The 15391-nt window shown below is 71.0% G+C and carries 15 protein-coding genes; 8 read left to right on the plus strand and 7 right to left on the minus strand.

Translation table 11 applies throughout. From position 1 onward, the window contains the following. Positions 1-46 precede the first annotated feature (46 nt). On the plus strand, positions 47-1204 hold the full coding sequence (locus ACGFWE_RS18515) for a cystathionine gamma-synthase (RefSeq protein ID WP_352388992.1): 1158 nt from the start codon (positions 47-49) through the stop codon (positions 1202-1204). Positions 1205-1211: 7 nt separating this feature from the next. Here the strand turns inward: ACGFWE_RS18515 and ACGFWE_RS18520 are convergent, their stop codons facing one another. The 3 genes from ACGFWE_RS18520 to ACGFWE_RS18530 all read right to left on the minus strand — a co-directional run bounded on the left by ACGFWE_RS18520 (position 1212) and on the right by ACGFWE_RS18530 (position 2631). Then, positions 1212-1460, minus strand: a complete 249-nt coding sequence (locus tag ACGFWE_RS18520) for a hypothetical protein (RefSeq protein WP_352388991.1) — start codon at positions 1458-1460, stop codon at positions 1212-1214. Positions 1461-1488: 28 nt separating this feature from the next. Continuing rightward, on the minus strand, positions 1489-1992 hold the full coding sequence (locus ACGFWE_RS18525) for a sigma factor-like helix-turn-helix DNA-binding protein (RefSeq protein WP_352388990.1): 504 nt from the start codon (positions 1990-1992) through the stop codon (positions 1489-1491). 135 nt (positions 1993-2127) lie between these two features. Beyond that, on the minus strand, positions 2128-2631 hold the full coding sequence (locus ACGFWE_RS18530) for a MarR family winged helix-turn-helix transcriptional regulator (RefSeq protein WP_209440215.1): 504 nt from the start codon (positions 2629-2631) through the stop codon (positions 2128-2130). A 163-nt stretch (positions 2632-2794) separates the two neighbouring features. Between ACGFWE_RS18530 and ilvA the strand changes: the two genes are divergently transcribed. The 3 genes from ilvA (at position 2795) to ACGFWE_RS18545 (ending at position 5998) form a co-directional block, all read left to right on the plus strand. Further along, on the plus strand, positions 2795-4024 hold the full coding sequence (gene ilvA / locus ACGFWE_RS18535) for a threonine ammonia-lyase (RefSeq protein WP_352388989.1): 1230 nt from the start codon (positions 2795-2797) through the stop codon (positions 4022-4024). Between the two features lie 193 nt (positions 4025-4217). After that, complete coding sequence (locus ACGFWE_RS18540; RefSeq protein WP_393600481.1) at positions 4218-5195, plus strand: ATP-binding cassette domain-containing protein; 978 nt, start codon at positions 4218-4220, stop codon at positions 5193-5195. A gap of 5 nt (positions 5196-5200) precedes the next feature. Next, positions 5201-5998 carry an ABC transporter permease gene (locus ACGFWE_RS18545; protein ID WP_352389260.1) on the plus strand — a complete coding sequence of 266 codons (798 nt, stop codon included), beginning with the start codon at positions 5201-5203 and terminating at the stop codon, positions 5996-5998. Positions 5999-6058: 60 nt separating this feature from the next. Here the strand turns inward: ACGFWE_RS18545 and greA are convergent, their stop codons facing one another. Then, positions 6059-6559: a transcription elongation factor GreA gene (gene greA, locus ACGFWE_RS18550; protein ID WP_352388987.1), complete on the minus strand. Its 501-nt coding sequence runs from the start codon at positions 6557-6559 to the stop codon at positions 6059-6061. 168 nt (positions 6560-6727) lie between these two features. Beyond that, entirely contained in the window at positions 6728-7126 is a 399-nt protein-coding gene (locus ACGFWE_RS18555) for a DUF4307 domain-containing protein (RefSeq protein ID WP_393600482.1), read from the minus strand. Positions 7127-7261: 135 nt separating this feature from the next. Between ACGFWE_RS18555 and mca the strand changes: the two genes are divergently transcribed. Then, entirely contained in the window at positions 7262-8122 is an 861-nt protein-coding gene (mca, locus tag ACGFWE_RS18560; RefSeq protein WP_352389259.1) for a mycothiol conjugate amidase Mca, read from the plus strand. Further along, positions 8115-8372, plus strand: a complete 258-nt coding sequence (locus ACGFWE_RS18565) for a hypothetical protein (protein WP_352388985.1) — start codon at positions 8115-8117, stop codon at positions 8370-8372. The genes mca and ACGFWE_RS18565 overlap by 8 nt, the downstream gene beginning before the upstream one ends. A gap of 175 nt (positions 8373-8547) precedes the next feature. Here the strand turns inward: ACGFWE_RS18565 and ACGFWE_RS18570 are convergent, their stop codons facing one another. Continuing rightward, positions 8548-11751 carry a tetratricopeptide repeat protein gene (locus ACGFWE_RS18570; RefSeq protein ID WP_393600483.1) on the minus strand — a complete coding sequence of 1068 codons (3204 nt, stop codon included), beginning with the start codon at positions 11749-11751 and terminating at the stop codon, positions 8548-8550. Positions 11752-11924: 173 nt separating this feature from the next. On the opposite strand from ACGFWE_RS18570, the gene ACGFWE_RS18575 reads away from it, so the two are divergent. Continuing rightward, positions 11925-12587, plus strand: a complete 663-nt coding sequence (locus tag ACGFWE_RS18575) for a hypothetical protein (protein ID WP_393600484.1) — start codon at positions 11925-11927, stop codon at positions 12585-12587. A 29-nt stretch (positions 12588-12616) separates the two neighbouring features. Continuing rightward, positions 12617-14647, plus strand: coding sequence for a thioredoxin domain-containing protein (locus tag ACGFWE_RS18580; RefSeq protein ID WP_393600485.1), 2031 nt, complete (start codon positions 12617-12619; stop codon positions 14645-14647). Here ACGFWE_RS18580 and ACGFWE_RS18585 read toward each other — a convergent pair. Then, positions 14604-15362, minus strand: a complete 759-nt coding sequence (locus ACGFWE_RS18585; protein WP_352388981.1) for a Mut7-C RNAse domain-containing protein — start codon at positions 15360-15362, stop codon at positions 14604-14606. The genes ACGFWE_RS18580 and ACGFWE_RS18585 overlap by 44 nt on opposite strands. Positions 15363-15391 lie beyond the last annotated feature (29 nt).

The raw sequence follows: 15391 nt of genomic DNA on the forward strand, positions 1-15391 counted from the left end.
CCCGCCGTCCGTCATCGGTGCTCCGGGCGGACTACCCTCGGAGCCCATGAGCGACAGGCACATCAGTCAGCACTTCGAGACCCTCGCGATCCACGCGGGCAACACCGCGGACCCCCTCACCGGCGCGGTGGTCCCGCCGATCTACCAGGTCTCGACCTACAAGCAGGACGGCGTGGGCGGTCTGCGCGGCGGCTACGAGTACAGCCGCAGCGCCAACCCGACCCGTACCGCCCTGGAGGAGAACCTCGCCGCCCTCGAAGGCGGCCGCCGGGGTCTCGCGTTCGCGTCCGGACTGGCGGCCGAGGACTGCCTGCTGCGTACGCTGCTCAGCCCCGGCGACCACGTGGTCATCCCCAACGACGCGTACGGCGGCACGTTCCGCCTCTTCGCGAAGGTCGTCGCCCGCTGGGGCGTCGAGTGGTCGGTCGCCGACACCAGCGACCCGGCCGCCGTACGGGCCGCGATCACCCCGAAGACCAAGGCCGTGTGGGTGGAGACCCCCTCCAACCCGCTGCTCGGCATCACCGACATCGCCGCCGTCGCCCAGGTCTCCCGGGACGCGGGCGCAAAGCTCGTCGTCGACAACACCTTCGCGACGCCCTACCTCCAGCAGCCGCTGGCGCTCGGCGCCGATGTCGTCGTGCACTCCCTGACCAAGTACATGGGCGGTCACTCCGACGTCGTGGGCGGCGCGCTGGTCTGCGCCGACGAGGCGCTCGGCGAGGAGCTGGCCTACCACCAGAACGCGATGGGCGCGGTAGCCGGGCCCTTCGACTCCTGGCTGGTGCTGCGCGGCGCCAAGACGCTGTCGGTGCGCATGGACCGGCACAGCGAGAACGCCACGAAGGTCGCCGACATGCTGACCCGGCACGCGCGCGTGACGCAGGTGCTCTACCCGGGCCTGGAGGAACACCCCGGCCACGAGGTCGCGGCCAAGCAGATGCGGTCCTTCGGCGGCATGGTCTCCTTCCGGGTCGAGGGCGGCGAGGAGGCGGCCGTCGAGGTCTGCAACCGCGCCAGGATCTTCACCCTGGGGGAGTCCCTGGGCGGCGTCGAGTCGCTGATCGAGCACCCCGGCCGGATGACGCACGCGTCCGTGGCGGGCTCGGCCCTCGAGGTGCCCGCCGACCTCGTACGCCTCTCGGTGGGCATCGAGAACGTCGACGACCTGCTGGACGACCTCCAGCAGGCGCTGGCCAAGTAGGCCCGTCTCACCAGCCCGTCATCGGTGGAGTCGTCGTGGACGGCGGCTCCACCCAGGGGCGCGCGGTCAGCGCCCACACCACGAACGCCACACTGGCGGCGAGCAGCAGCAGCCACATGATCCGGCGCGCCGCGGACCTGCGCCGCAGCATGCGCGACCCCCGCCGCACGGCGTCCCCGCACAGATCCGCCGGCACCTGTGGCGTCCCGCGCTCCATGAGCTGCCGTACGGCGGCCTCGCGCTGGGTCCGGTTCACGGGCACCTCCCGGGCAAGGACGTCCGCCTCATGACGCCGCCACCTTCGCCCCCACCACCGCCGGTGCGGGCCCACGCGGTGGGTGCAGCAGGGTCGCCGTCGCCCGGTCGCAGATCGTGCGGACGCGTTCCGCCGGCAGGCCGAGCAGGGCCGCCGCCTGTTCCTCGGCCACACCCTCGTAGAGGCGCAGCACCAGCACCAGCCGCTCCTGGGGAGCCAGCCGGGACAACGGGCTGGACGGGTGCGGGCGGCCGCCGAGCAGAACGCCGTGGCGGCGCCACGCCCCGTGTGCGAAGCGCAGGGCGAGATACTGACGGGCCCGGTCGTAGGGGTCCTCGCCGCGCAGCCGGTCCCAGCACGCGTACGTGTGGGCGAGCGCCAGCGTCAGCAGGCGTCGCGCGCGCGGGTTGTCGTGCGGCGACTCCGCCGTCAGGAGCGTCGCGGTGTGCAGCAGCCGCCCGGCCGCGCCCGCCACGAACGCCTCGAACTCCCGGGCCCGACGCGTGCTCTGGACCACCTGCCGTTGCCGCACCGCACCTCCCCGCCTGACCCGGTCTCGAAGGACCCGGTCTCATATGAGGCCCGGCGCGGCCGTCCGGTCAAGAGGCGGGGCGGTACACACGCGCGTGCGTGCCTCACGCGTGCCTGATACGTGCCTCACGCGTGCCTAGGAGGACTGCGCCTCCGGTCCCGGAACGCCCTGGGCGGCCATCCGGGAGGACAGCGCGGTGTTGAAGCGTGTGAGGAGCGTGCAGAACGCCTCGCGCTCCTCCGGCGCCCAGTCGTGTGTCAGCTCGGCCATCAACTGACGCCGGGAGGAGCGCACTTCCTCCAGCCGGGACTGCCCGCGCGGGGACAGCTGGAGAACCACCGCGCGTCCGTCCTCGGGGTGCGAGGTGCGCTTGACCAGGCCGGTGTCGACGAGCGGCGCCACCTGCCGGGTGACCGTCGACGAGTCGATGCCCATGCTCGCCGCGAGCGCCTTGACGCCCATCGGACCTTCCTTGTCGAGCCGGTTGAGCAGCAGGTACGCGGCGCGGTCCATGGAGTTGCGCACCTGCCCCACCCCGCCGAGCCGGGTCTGTTCGGCACGACGGGCGAAGACCGCCACCTCGTGCTGCAGGGTGTCGAGAAGACCGGTGTCACCGACGGTCGTCATGTCCATCGACATTCCAGGTGTTGTGGGCATGGCCGGAGGCTCACTTCATGAAGGGGCAGCTGAATTGGGGGACAGAGTACGCGGCCGGGAGGCAGGCCGTACCAGCGCTGCGCAAACCCGTCTCGGACGTTGGTCACAGCGCGAACAGGCGCGTGTGAACTGCGAGACTTGAGTCATGAACTACCGCAAGGCCCACCCCGTGCCGCCGGTGACGCTCGACGACGTGCGCGGCGCGCAGAAGATGCTGTCGGGCGTGGCGCGGACGACCGCGATGGAGGGCAGCCGCCATCTGAGCCGGCTGGTGGGCGCGCCGGTGCACTTCAAGTGCGAGAACCTCCAGCGGACGGGCTCGTTCAAACTCCGCGGCGCCTACGTCCGGATCGCCGGACTGCTGCCCGAGGAGCGGGCCGCGGGCGTCGTGGCCGCGAGCGCCGGGAACCACGCGCAGGGCGTCGCGCTGGCGTCCACGCTGCTCGGTGTGAGCTCCACGGTGTTCATGCCCAAGGGCGCCCCGCTGCCGAAGATCAGCGCCACCCGGCACTACGGCGCCGAGGTGCGCCTGCACGGCCAGGTGGTCGACGAGACCATGGCCGCCGCGCAGGAGTACGCGGCCGAGACGGGCGCGGTGTTCATCCACCCCTTCGATCACCCGGACGTCATCGCCGGGCAGGGCACGGTCGGTCTGGAGATCCTGGAGCAGTGCCCGGAGGTGCGCACGATCGTCCTCGGGATCGGCGGCGGCGGACTCGCGGCCGGGGTCGCGATCGCGGTGAAGACGCTCAGGCCCGACGTGCGGATCGTGGGTGTGCAGGCGGCGGGCGCGGCGGCGTATCCGCCCTCGCTGGCGGCCGGGCACCCGGTGTCGATCGAGAACCCGGCGACGATGGCCGACGGCATGAAGGTGGGGCGGCCCGGGGACGTGCCGTTCGGGATCGTGGGCGAACTCGTGGACGAGGTCCGCACGGTGACCGAGGACGAGCTGTCCGCCGCGCTGCTGCTGTGTCTGGAGCGGGCCAAGCTGGTCGTCGAGCCCGCCGGGGCGAGCCCGGTCGCCGCCCTGCTGAGCGACCCCGGCGCCTTCGAGGGGCCGGTCGTCGCCGTGCTGTCCGGCGGCAACGTCGACCCGGTGCTGCTGCAGCGGGTCCTGCGGCACGGCATGTCCGCGCAGGGCCGCTACCTGGCCGTCCGGCTGCGGCTGACGGACCGGCCCGGTGCCCTCGCGACGCTTCTCGGGGTGTTGTCAGTGGTCGACGCTAATGTCCTGGACGTGAGCCACGTCCGGACCGATCCACGGCTCGGGCTCGCGGAGGCGGAGGTCGAGCTGCACCTGGAGACGAAGGGCCCCGAGCACTGCGCCGAAGTCGGCCGAGCCCTGCGCGAGTCGGGCTACACGGTCATCGACTGAGGTCGGGACCCCTTCACACCCCTTCAGGACACCCGATTCACTCTTTCGGGCAAGTCCATTGAGAGACGCGATACATCGCGTTATGGTGTGTCTCGTGCCATCGCTCACACCGCCCGCGGTAGAAAAAGCACGGGCGCAAGAAACCGCACAAACCTAGGCTTTCCCAAGAATCCCCGACGACGTGGAGACTGATATGCCAGGCGCCATCTATGCCGAAGGCCTGGTCAAGACCTTCGGAGACGTAAAGGCTCTGGACGGCGTCGACCTAGATGTCCCGGAAGGCACCGTCCTGGGCCTCCTCGGACCGAACGGCGCGGGCAAGACGACGGCCGTCCGCTGCCTGACGACCCTGCTCAAGCCCGACCGCGGCTCGGCGGTCGTCGCCGGCATCGACGTCCTCAAGCGCCCCGACGACGTACGACGCTCCATCGGACTCTCCGGCCAGTTCGCGGCGGTCGACGAATACCTCACCGGCCGCGAGAACCTCCAGATGGTCGGCCAGCTCTACCAGATGAAGGCCAAGCCCGCGAAGGCCCGCGCGACCGAACTGCTGGAGCAGTTCGACCTCGCCGACGCGGCCGACCGCCCCACCAAGACCTACTCCGGTGGTATGCGCCGCCGCCTCGACCTCGCGGCCGCCCTGGTGGTCTCACCGCCCGTCATGTTCATGGACGAGCCGACGACCGGCCTCGACCCGCGCAACCGCCAACTGCTGTGGGAGGTCATCAAACAGCTGGTCTCCGGGGGGACGACCCTGCTGCTGACCACCCAGTACCTGGAGGAGGCCGACCACCTCGCCCACGAGATCGCCGTCGTCGACCACGGCCGTGTCATCGCCACCGGCACCTCCGACCAGCTCAAGGCCCGCACCGGCGGCGAACGCGTCGAGGTCGTCGTGCACGAGCGCGAGCACATCCAGGCCGCCTCGGAGATCCTGCGCGGCTTCGGCAAGGGCGACACCACGGTCGAGGACCACATGCGCAAGCTCACCGTGCCCGTCACCGGCGGCGCCAAGCTGCTCGCCGAGGTCATCCGCGAGCTCGACACCCGGGGCATCGAGATAGACGACATCGGTTTGCGCAGGCCCACCCTCGACGACGTCTTCCTGTCGCTGACGGGACACGCGGCCGAGGTCAAGGACGAGGCGAGCGACAAGGAGACCGCCAAGTGAGCATGATGAACGACTCCCTGGTCATCGCCCGGCGGAACCTGATCCGCATGACCCGGATCCCCGAGATGATCCTCTTCGGGCTGATCCAGCCCATCATGTTCGTGGTCCTCTTCACGTACGTCTTCGGCGGCTCGATGAAGATCGGCGACAGCACCGACCCGGACGTCTACAAGAACTTCCTGATGGCCGGCATCTTCGCGCAGACCGTCACGTTCGCGACCGCGGGCGCCGGCGCCGGCATCGCCGACGACATGCACAAGGGGCTCATCGACCGCTTCCGCTCGCTGCCGATGGCGCGCGGCGCGGTACTGACCGGCCGTACCGTCGCCGATCTCGTGCAGACCGCCCTGACCCTGCTGGTCCTGGCGCTGGTCGCCCTGCTCGTCGGCTGGCGTCCCGGCTCCGTGGACCCGACCAACTTCGGCAAGATCCTCGGCGGCTTCGGCCTGCTCCTGCTGCTGGGGTACGCCTTCACCTGGATCGGGGCCCTGATCGGTCTGTCCGTGCGGACCCCGGAGGCGGCCACCTCCGGAGGACTGATCTGGCTCTTCCCGGTGACGTTCATCTCGAACGCCTTCGTGGACTCCGGCCAGATGACCCCGTGGCTGCGTCACATCGCCGAGTGGAACCCGTTCAGCGCCACCGTGCAGGCCTGCCGTCAGCTCTTCGGCGACCCCGGTCTGTCCCAGTCCGACGCCTGGCCCATGCAGCACCCGGTCTGGGCCTCGCTGATCTACTCGGTCCTGATCATCGCCCTGTTCAGAACCCTCGCGGTCCGCAAGTACCGCTCGGCCACCGCATGACAAAGCCCCCGGCGCCGCCAGGGCGCCGGGGGCCCGTCAAAGGCAGACGGACGGCCGGGGTCAGGCGTTGTAGGGCTCGGCCTTGAGGATGGTCACGGAGGCCTTCTTGCCGTTCGGCAGTTCGTACTCCGCGTTCTCACCGACCTTGTGGCCGATCACGCCGGAGCCCAGCGGGGACTGCGGCGAGTAGGTCTCGACGTCCGAGCTCGCGTACTCGCGCGAGGCGAGCAGGAAGGTCATGGTGTCGTCCTCGTCACCGTCGAAGGCGATCGTCACGACCATCCCGGGCGCCACGGTGCCGTCCGCGGACGCCGGGGCCTCGCCGACCTTGGCCTTCTCCAGGAGCTGGGTCAGCTGCCGGATGCGGAGCTCCTGCTTGCCCTGCTCTTCCTTGGCTGCGTGATACCCGCCGTTCTCGCGCAGGTCGCCCTCCTCGCGCGCTGCCGCGATCTTCGCGGTGACTTCCTCGCGCGCGGGACCAGACAGGTACGCCAGCTCTTCCTTGAGCTTGGTGTACGCCTCCTGCGTAAGCCAGGTGACGTCTTCGCTGGTCTGGGTCACAGGTGCTCCTCGTAGGTACTGGGAATACAAAGCATCGCCCTACCCAGAAGAATGGTCCTTCACGGATGGGCGAAACCACGAGCCTAACAATTCAGGAGCCGAAGGGGGAGGACATAAGCCATCAGAAATACGTCGACGCAGGTCAGCGTCCAGGTATCGAGGGTGACGTCAGTCGGCGTGACAGCCCAGCAGCTCGGCCGTGGTGCCCGGGGCCGTCGTACGGAGCGTGACGACCTTGTCGATGCGGGTGGCGTCACCGTCGAAACGGAAGTCGGCCCGGCCCACCTCGGTGCCGTTCGCCGCCTGGGAGCGGACCGTGCAGTAGCCGGAGGTGCCGGAGTCCTTGCGGACCTCCAGATGCACCTGGACCGCGGAGTTCGTCGCGTCGAAGGCGATCACCTCGCCGCTGATCTTGTTCTGGCCGACGTAGTGGTACGCGAAGTAACCGATCAACGCGAGCAGAAGGGCTCCGAGCACGGCACCGGCGATCTTGAGCTTGCGGTCGGCACGCTCGTCCGAGGAGCGGCCGTAGCGACCCTCGGGCAGCCGTGTGCTCGCCGTACTCATGATCGTCTCCCTGGAAACCGGGCCGCGGAATTAATCGCCCCCCGATTCGGTCACTATAGAAGCCGCCGTTCGCACCCGAAGACACCGGGGGCGCTGACTTACGAGGATTGAGTCTTGACTGACCAGCTGCGACTGATGGCCGTGCACGCCCACCCCGACGACGAGTCGAGCAAGGGCGCGGCCACCATGGCGAAGTACGTGTCCGAGGGGGTGGACGTGCTGGTCGTGACCTGCACGGGTGGGGAGCGCGGCTCCATCCTCAATCCGAAGCTCCAGGGCGACACGTACATCGAGGAGCACATCCACGAGGTACGCAAGAAGGAGATGGACGAGGCCCGCGAGATCCTCGGCGTCCGGCAGGAGTGGCTCGGCTTCGTCGACTCCGGCCTGCCCGAGGGCGACCCGCTGCCGCCGCTGCCCGAGGGCTGCTTCGCCCTGGAGGACGTCGACAAGGCGGCCGGTGAACTGGTGAAGCAGATCCGCGCCTTCCGTCCCCAGGTGATCACCACCTACGACGAGAACGGCGGCTACCCGCACCCCGACCACATCATGACCCACAAGATCTCGATGGTGGCGTTCGAGGGCGCGGCGGACACCGAGAAGTTCCCCGAGTCCGAGTTCGGCCCGGCGTACCAGCCGCTCAAGCTCTACTACAACCAGGGCTTCAACCGTCCCCGCACCGAGGCGCTGCACCACGCGTTGATCGAGCGGGGCATGGAGTCGCCGTACGGGGACTGGCTCAAGCGCTGGGACGAGTCGCCGATGCGCGACCGCACCCTGACCACGCACATCCCGTGCGCGGAGTTCTTCGAGATCCGCGACAAGGCCCTGATCGCGCACGCCACCCAGATCGACCCCGACGGCGGCTGGTTCCGGGTGCCGATGGAGATCCAGAAGGAGGTCTGGCCGACCGAGGAGTACGAGCTCGCGAAGTCCCTCGTCGATACCTCCCTCCCCGAGGACGACCTCTTTGCGGGCATCCGCGACAATGCCTGACATGAGCGCAAGCGCAAGCCTGGCAATGACGCACTTCGTGACCTTCGCCAAGGAGGTCGACGAGGACAAGGTCACCCCCGGCGTCCTCGGCTTCATCGTCTTCGCGGCGATGGCCCTGGCGGTGTGGGCCCTGATGAAGTCCATGAGCAAGCACATGAAGAAGGTCGACTTCACGGAGTCCACGGACGAGGCCTCCGGCAAGGAGCCCGCCGAGAGCCCGTCCGGCAAGGCCTCACCGGCCAAGGGCTGACCCACGCGGCGGCGACGGGAGGGGACGACAGGGGCCCTCCCGTCATCGGCCGTGCCCGGCCCGGCGACAGCAGTCGATGGCTGTCCAGGGTCTGTGCGAGGCGGTGTACGACGGGTGTGGCGCGCGTATGACCCCTCGGGGCGTGGTTGCCCGCAGGGCGGACCCGCCGTGCGCCTCAGCCCCGCGCCGGGGCCACCTCGACCCCCATCACCTCCCGCGCATGACGGTTCGGGACCATTCCCAGACGCCATGCCTGCCACCCCGTGTCCAGGTTCACCCCGCGCTCCAACAGCAGCCCGTACGCCCCCACGTAGTCGTCCAGCTTCTCGTCCCGGGCGCCGTGTTCCCGGCGGCTCAGTTCCGCCAGCTCCTCCTGGGCGACCGCCGCGCCGATCTCCACACCGCCCGGTGCCGCGTACGGCAACAGGGTGCAGCGCAGGAAGCGGGCCCAGTCCTCGCCCCGCTGGTCGCCGTAGGAGGCGAACAGGGCCACCGCCTCGTCGCACAGCGCGAGGGCCTGCGGGGTACGGCCGTTCCCCGCGTCCACCACCGCCAGTTCCAGGCAGGTCCACGCCTCGCCATGGGCGACGCCGATGCGCTGGAAGTCGGCGCGGGCATCCACCAGAAGCTGGCGGGCGAAGCCCGAGTTGCGCAACGAGCCGGTCTGCGCGGCCCGTTGGTCACGGGTGGCACGGGCCGAGTGGTGCCGGGCGCAGGCCAGGCCGTAGACGTCCCGCATCCGGGAGAACATCGTCCGCGAGCGCTCCAGCTCGCGGACCGCGAGGTCCAGGCTGCCCGTCTCCTCCAGCGCCTGGCCCAGGTAGTACACCGTCCACGCCTCGCCCCGCGCGTCCTCGTTGTCGCGATGACGGGAGGCCGCCTGGCGCAGCCCGTCCACCGCCGCCGACGGATCCCCTGCCACCAGGCGGGCCCGCGCCAGCTGGGTCAGCGCCCACGCCTCGCCACGGGCGTCGCGGGTGCGGCCGTACAGGTCGAGGGCGGTTCTGAGCTCCGACTCCGCGCGCGGTACGTCGCCCATGCGCAGGGCCAGCTGGCCGAGCTGGAAGTGGGCCCAGGCCTCGCCGTGGACGGACTCGCCGGCCCGGTGCAGGACCAGGGAGCGGGTGAGGAGGTCCAGGGACTCGGCCACCCGCCCGCGGTCGCGTTCGACGGCCGCCAGGGCGTGCATGGTCCAGGCACGGTCCGTGGCCAGTTCGGGAGGCGACTGCAGGGCCAGCGCCTCCTGGAGCCTCGCCGCCGCTTCGGTGAGCTGGCCCTGGTGGTGCAGGGTGATGCCCAGGGAGCACAGGGCACGCGCGGCCCCCGCGTCGTGATGGGCCTCCATGTAGAGATCGACCACCGAGGTCAGGGTGGTACGGGCCTTGTCCAGCTCGCCCAGCTGGCGGGCGGCGATACCGGTGCGCCACTGCACCGAGCGCACGAGCAGCCCCTGGTCCACCGCCTGCGCCAACTCGCTGATCTCACCGAGCCGGTAGAGGTCGCCGCGCAGCAGGCAGTAGTCGCACAGGGCGCCCAGAAGGTTGAGGACCGCCCCCTGGTTGACACCTTCCGCGTGCCTGAGCGCCGCCGTGATGAAGCTCGACTCGTCGTCCAGCCAGCGCAGCGCCTCGTCCAGCGAGGTGAAACCGTGCGGGCTGAAACGGTCCGAGCGGGTCGACATGTTGCCGTCGACCAGGCGCAGCACCGAGTCGGCGAGATCGGCGTAGTTGACGATGAGGCGTTCCTGCGCGGCCGTGCGCTCGGCCGGCTCCTCCTCGTCCACCAGTCTGGCCTGGGCGAACGCGCGGACCGAGTCGTGGACGCGGTAACGGCTGCCGCGGACGTGGTCGATCAGCCCCGCCCGGGCCAGCGCCGTCAGATGCCGGGTCGCCTCCGTCTCGTCGGTGGCCAGCAGCGCGGCGGCCGCGGCGGCGCCGAGCGAGGACCGACCGGCCAGCGCGAGCCGCCGCAGCAGCCGGCGGGCCGGCTCCGACTGGTCCGTGTAGCGCAGCCACAGAGCGCGTTCCACGGGCCCGACCGGGCCGTACGCGCCCAGATCCGCGGCGAGTTGGCGCGGGGAGCGGGGGCCCAGGGACGAGCCCGCGATACGCAGAGCCAGGGGCAGGCCGCCGCACAATTCCCTGATCCGGTCGGCGGACTGGGCGTCGTAGGGGCCGGTGGCGGACTGCGCGGCCGCGCTCAGAAGCTCTTCGGCGCCTGCCGCGTCCATGGCCTCGACCGGGAGATCGTGCACCTGGGCGGCGAGGTCCGACGGCAGACCGAGCGGCTCGCGCGCGGTGACCAGGACCAGGCTGTCGGAACGCTCCGGGACGAGGGTGCGGACCTGCTCGGGGTCCGAGGCGTCGTCCAGCACGATCGTCACGGGCAGGCCGGTCAGATGCTGGTGGTACAACTCGCTCAGCCGCTTGACCTGCTGGTCCGGGGAGGAACGCTCACGGAACAGCAGCTGTTCGCGCGGGGCGCCGAGCCGGTTCAGCAGATGCAGCAGCGCGTCCCGGGTGGAGAGCGGGGACTCGTCCGGGTTGTCGCCGCGCAGGTCCACGACGCAGGCGCCGCGGAAGTAGTCCTTGAGGTCGTGCGCCGCCCGCACGGCCAGCGCCGTACGCCCGCTGCCGGGCGGTCCGTGCAGCACGACGACCGTGGGCCGGGTCTCGGTGGTCGCGCGCGAGGCCTGCACCCACTGCCGGATACGGCCCATCTCCGTCCGCCGGCCCGCGAACTCGCCCATCCGCTCGGGAAGTTGACCGAACGACTGCTCCAGCACACTCCTCCCGCGGGCCGCCGCGCTCTTGTCCGTGCCGCGCAGCCGCGGGCCCGCCTTCTTCGGACCGGTCGACGCGCTCAGCACCCGCTGCTGGTCGAGGAAGGGCCGGATGCCCCGTACCTCCAGAGCCGTCAGCCACTGCAGCCGCAGCTGTTCCGGGCCGCCGGGCTGGCCGAGGGCGCCCGCCCGGTGGTGCGCGGCCGGCAGATGCGAGCCGGCCACCTTCACCACGGTCGCCGCCGCGCCCACCACCCCTACGACCACGCCCGCGCCCAGCGCGGTGCCCGCGTCGGTACCGAGCGCCAGGTCGGCCACGGCGGCGGCCAGCGCGGCGACCGCGGCCACCAGCAGCGGGGTCCCGGACGCCTCCTTCGCGTACCGCTGCCCGAAGCTGAGCTGACCGGCCTGCGCCTCGTCCAGCGCGCGGGTGTAGGCCTCGTACTCCTCGGCGGCCGTCTGCGCCATCGCGTCCAGCGATCCCCGGGCCCGCGCGAGCAGCACAGCCCCGTCGACCCGCCCGCCCGACCGCCGCACCTCCTCCTCGACCGCCCGCCCCAACAACCGTTCGGCTTCCGCCCGATGACTGTCCCGCATGTCACTTCCCCCTCCGGCGGACAACGGCTTTCTTGGTCAAGTGTGCTGCGGACGGGGCACGGGGGCGAGAGGGCGGAGGCGCCCCGTCGTCGTGAAGAGTTGGTGAATCGAGGCTGTGGGCTGCCTGTATGGCTATCGTGATCACCGACATCACGGGGAAAGACGGGGATCACATGACTGCGGAGAACAACACGCCGACGAGCCCGCCGCAGGGGCCCCACCAACAGCCGCGCTGGGCCTGGTGGGTTGTCGGGATCGTCGTACCGGTGGTGGGAATCCTCGTCACGGTGCTGTTGAGCCGCCAGGGTTCGTCGAACGACGACAAGGGCGACACGGGTGCCGGCGGAGCCGGGAGCGTGCAGTCGGCACCCACCACGCCGGGGTCCGGCACCTCGCCGTCGTCCGACTCCGCGGAGGAGGGGCCCGCGAAGAGCGCGCCGGCCGGCCGGGTGCGGTTCGGCCCGGCCGTCGTGGACGCCGACACCACCAACTCGGGCTCGTACATCGAACTCGACACGTCCCCGCCGATCGTGTCGGGCACGGACATCAAGGGCGGCGACATCATCTTCGGGGCGTCCCACGGCGACCCGAACCTGTTCGTCCCCCGTTCCGCCTCCAACCTGGCGCCCCTGCCCGCCTCGGGGACCGCGCCGACGGCCGAGGAGTGCGCCGAGAGCGTCGACCGCAACGGCACCTACACCGCGGAGGTCAAGCGCGGTGAACGTTTCTGCCTGCTGACCGACGAGGGCCGGATCGCCTACCTCCGCGTCGTCACCGCACCGAGCAGCGGCACGGGAAAGCTCGACGTCACGGTGTGGGAGACGCCTGACGCCTGACTACGGGGTACTGCGGCAGGATGGACACCATGCCGAACCGACTGGCGCACGAGACGTCCCCCTACCTCCTCCAGCACGCCGAGAACCCCGTCGACTGGTGGCCCTGGTCGACCGAGGCCTTCGAGGTGGCGCGGAAGACGAACAAACCCGTCCTGCTGAGCGTCGGCTATTCGAGTTGTCACTGGTGTCATGTCATGGCCCACGAGTCCTTCGAGGACCGGGAGACCGCCGACTTCCTCAACGCGCACTTCGTGAGCGTCAAGGTCGACCGCGAGGAACGCCCCGACGTAGACGCCGTCTACATGGAGGCCGTGCAGGCCGCCACCGGGCAGGGCGGCTGGCCCATGACCGTGTTTCTGACCCCGGACGCCGAGCCCTTCTATTTCGGCACCTACTTCCCGCCCTCCCCCCGCCAGGGCATGCCCTCCTTCCGGCAGGTCCTGGAGGGGGTCCGGGCCGCCTGGACCGACCGGCGGGACGAGGTCGCCGAGGTCGCCGGGAAGATCGTGCGGGACCTCGCCGGGCGGGAGATCTCCTACGGCGACTCGCAGGCCCCCGGCGAGGAGCAGCTCGCCGCGGCGCTGCTCGGGCTGACGAGGGAGTACGACGAGCAGCGCGGCGGGTTCGGCGGGGCGCCGAAGTTCCCGCCGTCCATGGTCGTGGAGTTCCTGCTGCGGCACCACGCCCGCACCGGCGCCGAGGGCGCCCTTCAGATGGCCCGGGACACCTGTGAGTGGATGGCCCGCGGCGGGATCCACGACCAGCTCGGCGGCGGCTTCGCCCGCTACTCCGTCGACCGCGACTGGATCGTGCCGCACTTCGAGAAGATGCTCTACGACAACGCCCTGCTGTGCCGCGTCTACGCCCACCTGTGGCGGTCCACCGGCTCGGATCTCGCCCGCCGGGTCGCGCTCGACACCGCCGACTTCATGGTGCGGGAACTGCGCACGAACGAGGGCGGGTTCGCGTCCGCGCTGGACGCCGACAGTGACGACGGGACCGGCAGGCACGTCGAGGGCGCGTACTACGTGTGGACGCCGGAGCAGTTGCGTGAGGTGCTCGGGGAGCAGGACGCCGAGGTCGCGGCGCGGTACTTCGGTGTCACCGAGGAGGGCACCTTCGAGCACGGGCAGTCCGTGCTGCAGCTTCCGCAGCAGGACACCGTGTTCGACGCCGAGACGATCGAGTCGATCAGGCGGCGGCTCCTCGACGCGCGTGCGGAGCGCCCCGCGCCCGGCCGGGACGACAAGGTCGTCGCCGCGTGGAACGGGCTCGCGATCGCCGCGCTCGCCGAGACGGGCGCCTACTTCGACCGGCCCGACCTGGTCGAGGCCGCCGTATCGGCCGCCGATCTTCTCGTGCGGGTGCATCTGGACGAGCAGGCCCGGCTGTCCCGTACCAGCAAGGACGGTCAGGTCGGGGCGAACGACGGGGTGCTGGAGGACTACGCCGATGTCGCCGAGGGCTTCCTCGCGCTCGCGTCGGTGACCGGGGAGGGGGTCTGGCTCGACTTCGCCGGGTTCCTGCTCGACCACGTGCTGACGCGGTTCACCGGGGCTGAAGGCGGGCTCTTCGACACCGCCGCCGACGGCGAGCGGCTGATTCGCAGGCCGCAGGACCCGACCGACAACGCGGTGCCCTCCGGGTGGACGGCCGCAGCCGGGGCGCTGTTGTCCTACGCCGCGCAGACCGGGTCCGAGCCGCATCGCGCGGCCGCGGAGAAGGCACTCGGGGTGGTGAAGGCGCTCGGTCCCCGGGTGCCGCGGTTCGTCGGATGGGGGCTCGCGGTGGCGGAGGCATACCTCGACGGGCCGAAGGAGGTCGCGATCGTCGGGCCGGCGCTGACCGACGGCGCCACAAAGGCACTGCACCGTACGGCACTTCTGGGGACCGCCCCCGGTGCCGTGGTCGCGGTGGGGACTCCGGACAGCGATGAACTCCCGCTGCTCGCCGACCGGATCCTCGTCAACGGCGAGCCCACCGCTTACGTCTGCCGGCACTTCACCTGTGAGGCGCCTACGACCGACGCGGAGGCGCTGCGGGCGGCGCTGGGCGGCTAGCCTCCGCCAGGGCGTTCGCCACGATCGCCTCCAGTTGTTCGTGGTGTGCGCCCTTCCAGTAGGCGCGGCCGCACTCCTGGCACTGGGCGAAGACGTCGTACGACCGTTCCGTGCCGCCCTCCAGCCGGTCCGCCACCTGCTCCTTGGTGGCCTGGCGCAGCAGGCCGTTGCAGGCTGTGCAGCGGGTCCAGGGGCGCAGTTCGGGGCGGAAGCGGTCCAGGACGTCGCGGAGTTGGTCCTCGGGGCGGGTGCTGTAGACGAAGGCGCCCGCCCAGAGTTCCCTGCGGTGCAGCAGGCCCCGGTCGCGGCTGAGCAGGACCCGTTTCTCGGTCGCCGAGCGGGTGGCGAGGGCGGGGTCGCCGATGTCCAGTGACTCGTACGCCGTGTCCACGCCGAGCAGGCGCAGGCGGCGGGCGAGGGTGCCGAGGTGGACGTCGAGGAGGAAGCGCAGGGGAGCGCCGGGGACCTCCTGGGGGCGTGTGACGGCCCTGACCTCCACGGAGTCGCCCGCTACGGGGACGTAGGACCTCGGGACCTCGCGGCCGTTGACCCTGAGGGCCCCGACCTCGGTGAGCGGGACGCCGGTGGACTCGACGACGTGGCCGAGGGAGGAGACGCCGTCGGTGGTGAGGGAGGTGGAGCCGCCGCGGCGTCCGTGCGGGACGAAGAGGCCCAGGTCGGGGGCGAATTGGATGTGGATCTCCGGTGCGCTCACCCGCTCAGGATGCCATGGGGGACGGTGGT

The organism is Streptomyces sp. NPDC048523 (genome assembly GCF_043199815.1).
Lineage (GTDB): Bacteria > Actinomycetota > Actinomycetes > Streptomycetales > Streptomycetaceae > Streptomyces.

Excerpts from the sequence above, each read along its gene's own strand:
- ACGFWE_RS18515 (WP_352388992.1), top strand. The coding sequence starts at position 47 with ATGAGCGACAGGCACATCAGTCAGCACTTCGAGACCCTCGCGATCCAC.
- ACGFWE_RS18530 (WP_209440215.1), bottom strand. The coding sequence starts at position 2,631 with ATGTCGATGGACATGACGACCGTCGGTGACACCGGTCTTCTCGACACC.
- ilvA (WP_352388989.1), top strand. The coding sequence starts at position 2,795 with ATGAACTACCGCAAGGCCCACCCCGTGCCGCCGGTGACGCTCGACGAC.
- ACGFWE_RS18540 (WP_393600481.1), top strand. The coding sequence starts at position 4,218 with ATGCCAGGCGCCATCTATGCCGAAGGCCTGGTCAAGACCTTCGGAGAC.
- ACGFWE_RS18545 (WP_352389260.1), top strand. The coding sequence starts at position 5,201 with ATGAACGACTCCCTGGTCATCGCCCGGCGGAACCTGATCCGCATGACC.
- ACGFWE_RS18555 (WP_393600482.1), bottom strand. The coding sequence starts at position 7,126 with ATGAGTACGGCGAGCACACGGCTGCCCGAGGGTCGCTACGGCCGCTCC.
- mca (WP_352389259.1), top strand. The coding sequence starts at position 7,262 with ATGGCCGTGCACGCCCACCCCGACGACGAGTCGAGCAAGGGCGCGGCC.
- ACGFWE_RS18565 (WP_352388985.1), top strand. The coding sequence starts at position 8,115 with ATGCCTGACATGAGCGCAAGCGCAAGCCTGGCAATGACGCACTTCGTG.
- ACGFWE_RS18570 (WP_393600483.1), bottom strand. The coding sequence starts at position 11,751 with ATGCGGGACAGTCATCGGGCGGAAGCCGAACGGTTGTTGGGGCGGGCG.
- ACGFWE_RS18575 (WP_393600484.1), top strand. The coding sequence starts at position 11,925 with ATGACTGCGGAGAACAACACGCCGACGAGCCCGCCGCAGGGGCCCCAC.
- ACGFWE_RS18580 (WP_393600485.1), top strand. The coding sequence starts at position 12,617 with ATGCCGAACCGACTGGCGCACGAGACGTCCCCCTACCTCCTCCAGCAC.